7 protein-coding genes are annotated in these 6,854 nt (G+C 68.2%); 1 reads left to right on the top strand and 6 read right to left on the bottom strand.

The genetic code is table 11. From position 1 onward, the window contains the following. The 5 genes from epsC to ACK59X_RS34800 all read right to left on the bottom strand — a co-directional run. Nucleotides 1–1,024: serine O-acetyltransferase EpsC (gene epsC, locus ACK59X_RS34820; RefSeq protein ID WP_409964126.1), on the bottom strand; the 1,024-nt coding region annotated here is incomplete at its 3' end. 56 nt (nucleotides 1,025–1,080) lie between these two features. Next, nucleotides 1,081–1,563 (bottom strand): rhodanese-like domain-containing protein, encoded by a 483-nt coding sequence (locus ACK59X_RS34815; RefSeq protein ID WP_409964124.1) that lies wholly within the window; start codon nucleotides 1,561–1,563, stop codon nucleotides 1,081–1,083. 140 nt (nucleotides 1,564–1,703) lie between these two features. Beyond that, nucleotides 1,704–2,918, bottom strand: coding sequence for an N-methyl-L-tryptophan oxidase (solA, locus tag ACK59X_RS34810; RefSeq protein ID WP_409964122.1), 1,215 nt, complete (start codon nucleotides 2,916–2,918; stop codon nucleotides 1,704–1,706). Between the two features lie 105 nt (nucleotides 2,919–3,023). After that, nucleotides 3,024–4,175, bottom strand: coding sequence for a hypothetical protein (locus ACK59X_RS34805; RefSeq protein WP_409964120.1), 1,152 nt, complete (start codon nucleotides 4,173–4,175; stop codon nucleotides 3,024–3,026). A gap of 170 nt (nucleotides 4,176–4,345) precedes the next feature. After that, nucleotides 4,346–5,305: an ADP-ribosylglycohydrolase family protein gene (locus ACK59X_RS34800; protein ID WP_409964118.1), complete on the bottom strand. Its 960-nt coding sequence runs from the start codon at nucleotides 5,303–5,305 to the stop codon at nucleotides 4,346–4,348. Between the two features lie 89 nt (nucleotides 5,306–5,394). On the opposite strand from ACK59X_RS34800, the gene ACK59X_RS34795 reads away from it, so the two are divergent. After that, a complete protein-coding gene (locus tag ACK59X_RS34795) occupies nucleotides 5,395–6,093 on the top strand; it encodes an NUDIX hydrolase (protein ID WP_409964116.1) in 699 nt (232 codons plus the stop codon). 1 nt (nucleotide 6,094) lies between these two features. On the opposite strand, the gene ACK59X_RS34790 is transcribed toward ACK59X_RS34795, so the two are convergent. Beyond that, nucleotides 6,095–6,850, bottom strand: a complete 756-nt coding sequence (locus tag ACK59X_RS34790; protein ID WP_409964114.1) for an ABC transporter permease — start codon at nucleotides 6,848–6,850, stop codon at nucleotides 6,095–6,097. Nucleotides 6,851–6,854: the final 4 nt, after the last annotated feature.

The raw sequence follows: 6,854 nt of genomic DNA, 5'->3' as shown, positions 1-6,854 counted from the left end.
CGCCGGTGAGCGGGAACACGCGCTGCTCTTCGGTCACCTGGGCCAGCAGGCCGTAGTCGGGGTTGTTGATGAGCTCGCTCTCCTGGTTCTCCTTGATCGTCTCGATCGTCAGGCGCAGCTGTTCCTTGATCTGGTCGTGCGTGCTGCTGTACTGGTCGGTGCTGCGGGTGTGCACGTCGTGTGTGATCCAGACATTGCCGCCGATGGTGGCGCCCTTGCCCAGCGTGACGCGGCCGAGCACCGTGGCGCCGGCGTAGATGACCACATCGTCCTCCACCACCGGGTGGCGCGGCAGGCCTTTTTGCAGGTGCCCCTCCTCGTCGGTGGGAAAGCGCTTGGCACCCAGCGTGACGGCCTGGTAGACGCGCACGCGCTCGCCGATCACTGCCGTCTCGCCGATCACCACGCCCGTGCCGTGGTCGATGAAGAAGCCCGCGCCGATCTGCGCGCCGGGGTGGATGTCGATGCCGGTCTGCGCATGCGCCTGCTCGGCCACGATGCGCGCCAGCAGCGGCAGCTCCAGCCCATACAGCGTGTGCGCCAGGCGGTGGTGGATCATGGCCAGGATGCCGGGGTAGCACAGCAGCACCTCGTCCACGCTGCGCGCGGCCGGGTCGCCGTGGTAGGCGGCCAGCACGTCGCTGTCGAGCAGGCTGCGTGTTTCGGGCAGCGCTGCGGCGAAGCTGCGCGCCGCCTGCACGGCGCGCTTTTCGATGTTCTGCTCTTCCACCGGCTGATGGCGCAGCACGTAGCGCAGCTCCAGCCTTATCTGCGCCAGCAGCGCATGCAGGGCCGCGTCCAGCGTGTGGCCCACATAGAAGTCCTCGCTCTCCTGGCGCAGGTCCGGCGGGCCCAGGCGCATGGGAAAGAGCACGCCCTTGAGCTTGTCGACGATGTCGGCCAGCGCATCGCGCGATGGGAACTCGCGCCCACCCGGCTCCTGCGAGCGCTTTTGCAGGCTGCGCCAGTCGCGGCGCACGGCGTGCAGCGACTGCACGATGGGTTCGATGTTGAAGACGGCCATGGGGAATGTGGGAAGCAGTGGTTCAGTCGTGGGATCGGCCGCAGGCAGTCAGTTCGTCAGTCCTGGACCCAGGGCAGGCCGTGGAAGCGCCAGCCATCGGCATGGCCGCGCTGTTGCTGGCCGTCGATCTCGCCCTCGAAGCCTTCGAGCACGTTGAAGACGCGGGTGAAGCCGGCCTTGGCCGCCGCCTCGGCCGCCAGGGCCGAGCGCTTGCCGCTGCGGCACAGCAGCAGCACGGTGGCTTCCTTGCCGCCATGGCTGGACAGGCGCGACTCCAGCTCGCGCACGAAGCGCGGGTTGCGCTGCAGCGCGGTACCCGTGGCCCATGGCACGTGCAGGCTGTCGGGCACATGGCCGACGAACTTCAGCTCCTCGGCCGAGCGCACATCCACCAGCACGGCATCGCCGGCAGAGATGAGTTTCCACGCCACGGTGGGCGAAACGCCGCCTGCATAGGGCAGGCCAGAGGCCAGCGCCACCGAACGGGCGGATTCCAATTCCTGTGCAAGCACAGTGTCCTGGGTAGCGGATGAAGACATGGCAGGGGTCCTTGAGGTGAGGGGATTGCAGCCCTCGTAGGTGGGGCTGCTGTGCACATGGGTCCACTCTAGAACCCTTCCCATAAAACCCAAAAGAATAAAATTTGGTTTCTATAAAACCAAAACATCCTTGCAGTAGGTCAGGCTGTGTCTGCCGTCGCCAGGCCATGCAGGGCATGGCCAAAGGGCCGCAGGTCCAGGCGCTCCGGCAAGTCCAGCACCTGCTGGGCCAGGGCCTCGCCCACGGCGGCCGAGTGCTTGAAGCCATGGCCCGAGCAGGCCGATGCCAGATGCACTCCCGGCCAGCCCGGCAATTGGTCGATGACGAAGCCGTGGTCGGGCGTGACGGTGTACAGGCAGGCCCGGGCATCGGTGCAGTGCGCGCCCGGGGCCTGAAAGCGCGGCAGCACATGGCGCTGCAGCATGCGGTCTTTTTCGGCATCGGCCACGACCCGGTCCACGGTGCCGGGCGTGGTGGTCTCCTGGTACTGTGCTGTGGCGATCTTGAAGGCCGACGTGCCCGCTTCCGCGATGGGGAAACCATAGATCGAATCGTCCGGCCCCTCGCGGAAGGTCCAGATGAAGACCGGGAAGGCTCCGGGCTCGAACAATGGCGCGGCCGCCCCCGCGTCGAACCAGAACATCACCTGGCGGTACACCGCCAGCTTCGGCGCCCAGGCATGCTGCAGTTCCTGGCCCAGCAGGCCCGGCAGCCAGGGGCCAGCGGCCACCACCACCTGGCCCGCGCTGTAGCGGCCCTGGGTGGTCTCCACGCGCAGATGCTCGCCTTCGCGTGCCAGGCCGGTCACGCGCGTGCCGGTCTGCAGCGTGGCGCCATGCACCTGGGCCTGTTGCAGCTGGGCGCCGATGGCGGCCTCAGGCCGCACGAAGCCAGCATCGCGCTCCCAGTAGGCGAACTCGTGGTCGTTGAGCTGGAACTGCGGGTAGCGCCGGCGCAGGTCGGCATGGTCCAGCACCTCGTGGTCTATACCATGGCGGCGCGCGATGTCGATGGTGCTGTGCACGAAGTCGTGGCTGCGCCCCTGGTGCACGGGGGCGCCATCGCGCGGGCCGAGCACCAGGCCGTGGGTGCGGGTGTAGATCGATTGGCCCGTGGCGGCCTCCAGTTCGCGCCAGATCTCGTGCGAGCGTCGCACCAGGGGCACGTATTCGTCGCCCTCCCCCACCGCCAGGCGGGTGATACGGGTCTGCCCGTGCGAGGAGCCCAGGCTGTGCGGCGGCGCGTACTGGTCCAGCCCGAGCACCTTGGCGCCGCGTCGGGCCAATTGGTAGAGGGTGGCGGAGCCTACGGCGCCAAGGCCGATGACGATGGTGTCGAAGTGGTCGTGGGGCATGTGCAGGAGGCCGGCTGGAAGTCAGGGCGCCAGCTTAAAGGCCGGCATCCGTTCTTCCAAAGCCGCATTGCGCATGAACTCATGACGAATTCTCCGCCACCGCTCTCACTGCGGCCAGACCTTGCCCTTGTGCACGAAAGCGCCGGTGCTGGTCTTGTAGCCGAAGTGGACCTGCACGTTGAACGCGCGCAGCTCCGCTTCCGTGAAGTCCAGCGAAGGCGTGAACTTGAGGCTGGTGGCATTGTTCACCTGGCTGGCAAAGGCGATGCCCTCCAGGTCCGCGGGCACCTGGCTGGTCCAGCCGCCCTTGGCCAGACGGAAGAACCAGCTGTCCACCGGGAACGAGGTCCCATTGGCCGGAATGAGCGCCGCCACCCAGGTGCTGAGTTTCGGGTTGGCAGCGACGTCGGAGGCGGCCTGCGCCAGCGTGATGTCGAGCCGCAGTGGCTGGCCGGCAGCGGACACCACCGAGGTGGACACGGTGGCCGGCACCGGCAGGGTCGTCGCATTGTCTGGCGGGGTGACCGTGCCCGTGCCGCCGCCAGCGCTGGGCGCATCCACCGGGTCGGGGTAGGCGCTGGCAGTCCAGACGATCTTGGCGTAGCCGGCCGCGTACCTGGGCATGTCCAGGTCGATGGCGCCCTGCACGTCGTACAGCGGGCTGCCGCTGAGCTGGCGCACATAGAGCCAGTTGCCGTCCTTGGTGCTGCCCCGGTTGGCATCGAGCTGGCCGCCCACGAAGCGCAGCGTGCCGCCGCCGTCGTGGACCACGAACTGCTCGCTGCGTTCATTGACCAGCCGTGCAAATGAGGTGTCGATGCGCTCGCCGGTCTGGGCGTTCTGGTATTCGGCGCCGCTCAGGGCCGCCTCGCGCACGGGTGCCGAGCCATAGCGCAGCACGAAGGCCGATTGCGTGCGCTGCGGCGCATAGCCCGAGAACATGAACGAGCGCGTCCCCGCGGGGATGAAGATCTTGAATTCCTTGTACTGCAGCTGGTAGCCGGTGAACTCGGACAGTGCCAGCGAGCCGCCGCCAGGAAAGGCGCAGCCGCCCGTGGCATAGCCGATGGCGCAGCCCGTGACACCTTGCGGCGCGTACTGCTGCTTGAAGCCGATGTGGGTATCGAACTTGTAGCTGTAGGAGCCCGCTGGCGGGGGCAAGGCGATCTTGAGGGCCGACTGGTGCAGCGAGACGAAATTGGCGGCCTGGGCCAGGGGCGCAGCCGCAGCCAGGAGAAGAACAGCGAGGTACCGCATGGAATGGATCCAGAAAAAAAAGACAACGGACAAGGACAGGAAGAACAAAAAAGACACCGCAGAAGCGGCCTTGCGCAGGCCGCCGGGGCATGGCTCGGCCCCCATCCGTAGCGTATCTCGCGCCTGTCCAGGCGATGCCCCGATAAGCGGCACGGCATGGCCGCTCATCGCTAAACCGGAACGGCGCGCGCGTCCCGGTGCAGCAGGCCTGCCGCCATGTCGCCGATCTCTTCGCCCATGAACAGCATGGCGCGCCAGTGCGCGGGAATGCCCTCGATGCCGTAGAACGCGCCAGCCACCTGCCCGGTGATGGCGGCCGTGGTGTCGGCATCGTCGCCCAGGTTGGAGGCGGCCAGCACGGCGTCGGCAAACGAATCCGTGGTGGCAAAGCACCACAGCGCCGCCTCCAGCGAAGCAACGCAGTAGCCGCTGCCGCGGACCTGCTCGCGCGGCTTGCCGTGGTAGCTGCCTGCGGCGATGGCCTGCACCGCAGGACAGGCAAGACCTGCCTGCCGTACGGCCAACACCTCCAGTCGGGCGGCTTGGCCCCGCGCCGGATCGCCTTGCATGGCATGGGCGATCACCTCGGCCAGCACACTGCAGCACTCCACCGCCTCCGCCGCGCCGTGCGTGGTCTGCGAGCTCAGGCGCGCCTGGCGCAGCATGGCCGCCATGTCGGGAAAGTAGCGCAGCACCACGGGCGCCAGCCGCATCAGCGAGCCGTTGCCGGCGGTCTGCGGATCGGTGGAACCAGCCATGGGCTCGCCATCGGCCAGAAAGCGCGAGAGCGCGCCGCGCACGGTGACGCCGATGTCGAAGCAGGTGCCCGTGGGGCTGGGGTAGCCCCAGCGCCACCAGTTGGCGTAGCGGCGCATCTGGTCCTCGGCATCGAAGCCACCGCGGTGCAGCAGGCTCTGCGCCAGGCATATGGCCATGGAGGTGTCGTCCGTCCACTGCCCCCGCGCCAGACGGAACGGGCCACCGCCCACCATGTCGGTCAGCGGTGCAAAGCTGCCACGCGGGCTGAATTCCACCGTGGTGCCCACGGCATCGCCGCAGGCCAGGCCCACCAGGCAGCCCCGGTAGCGGCTTTCGAGAATTTCCACGGCATGGGGAGATAGTGCGGTCATGCGGCCTCCGATTACTTAGTTTAATTGATGAACTTATGATAGTTTCATTAAAATACTAAGTCAACAATCTTCAGCCACGGAAACACGCCATGCCCACGCCCTCCTCTGCCGAGCCCTCCTTCCCCACCGTGATCTGCACGGTGGACGTGGTGCTGATGACGCTCAAGGACGATGCCCTGCACGTGGTGCTGCTCACGCGCAGGAACGCCCCGTTCGCGGGTGCGCCGGCCCTGCCCGGCGGCTACATCCACGCGCAGGAGGACCGCACGGCGTGGGATGCGGCCGCGCGCGTGCTGCGCGACAAGACCGGCATCGTGAGCCCGTACCTGGAGCAGCTGGCCACCTACTCGGGCGCCGACCGCGACCCGCGGGGCTGGTCGGCCTCCATCGTCTACTACGCGCTGATCTCCGAGGAGCTGCTGCCCCAGGGGCGCGAGGGGCTGCAACTGGCACCGGTGGCCGCGCTGCCCGCCCTGCCCTTCGACCACGGCGAGATCGTGGCGCTGGCGGTGGAGCGCGTGCGCTCCAAGAGCCAGTACTCGTCGCTGCCGGTCTACCTGTGCGGCGAGCGCATGACCCTGCCGCGCCTGCAGGCGGTGTACGAGGCGGTGCTGGGCGAGCCCATCAACAAGGTGAGCTTTCGGCGCAAGATCGACGAGCTGGGCATGCTCGAACCCATCGAGGGCGAGCTCACGAGCGGGGCCGCGCACCGGCCGGCGCAGATGTACCGCTTGCGCGAGAGCTATCGGCGTGCGCTGTCGGTGGTGCAGCGCGGCATCAACTCCTGAATCAGGCGTGCAGCCACCGCGCGTGCAGCCAGCGCGCGCAGTGGTCCAGCAGGTAGCCGAGGGCACCGATCAGCACGATGGCGGCCATGAGCTCCGAGTACGCCAGGCGGTCGCGGGTGTCCAGGATGAAATAGCCCAGGCCGGCGGAGACGCCCAGCATCTCGGCGGGCACGAGCACGATCCACAGGATGCCGATGGCGGTGCGCACCCCGGTCAGGATGTGCGCGGTGATGCCCGGCAGAATGACGCGCAGCACCGTTTCGCGCCGGGTGGCGCAGATGCTGCGGGCCAGCAGCAGCCAGTGCGGATCGAGCTGGGCCACGCCTGCCGAGGTGTTCAGCAAAATCGGCCACACGGCGGCAAAGGCGAGCAGGAAGTACACCGGCGCATCGCCCACGCCCAGCACCATGACGGCGATGGGCATCCACGACAGCGGCGAGATCATGCGCAGGAACTGGAACACCGGCGTGGTGGCCTGCGCGAACAGCCGCCATACCCCGGTGAGGATGCCCAGGGGTACGCCCACCGCCACGGCCAGCAGCAGGCCCACGGCCACGCGCTTCAGGCTCAGCCATGCGTGGTGCCAGATGTCGGCGCCGGCCACCAGGTGCCACAGCGCCTCCAGCGAGGGCAGCGGCGCGAAGGCGGCGGCGATGGGGGTGCGCCGGGTCAGCAGCAGGCTGCCCGCCCACCACAGCACCGCGACCAGCGCGACGCCGGCCAGGGGCAGCACGAACCTGCGCAGGCGGGTCTCCACGGCG

The sequence above is a fragment of the Acidovorax sp. genome, assembly GCF_046339755.1.
GTDB lineage: Bacteria > Pseudomonadota > Gammaproteobacteria > Burkholderiales > Burkholderiaceae_C > Acidovorax.
Note: the sequence above shows the minus strand (reverse complement) of the source record. Positions and strands in the feature narration are given on the sequence as shown.

Excerpts from the sequence above, each read along its gene's own strand:
- solA (WP_409964122.1), bottom strand. The coding sequence starts at position 2,918 with ATGCCCCACGACCACTTCGACACCATCGTCATCGGCCTTGGCGCCGTA.
- ACK59X_RS34795 (WP_409964116.1), top strand. The coding sequence starts at position 5,395 with ATGCCCACGCCCTCCTCTGCCGAGCCCTCCTTCCCCACCGTGATCTGC.
- ACK59X_RS34800 (WP_409964118.1), bottom strand. The coding sequence starts at position 5,305 with ATGACCGCACTATCTCCCCATGCCGTGGAAATTCTCGAAAGCCGCTAC.
- ACK59X_RS34815 (WP_409964124.1), bottom strand. The coding sequence starts at position 1,563 with ATGTCTTCATCCGCTACCCAGGACACTGTGCTTGCACAGGAATTGGAA.
- ACK59X_RS34805 (WP_409964120.1), bottom strand. The coding sequence starts at position 4,175 with ATGCGGTACCTCGCTGTTCTTCTCCTGGCTGCGGCTGCGCCCCTGGCC.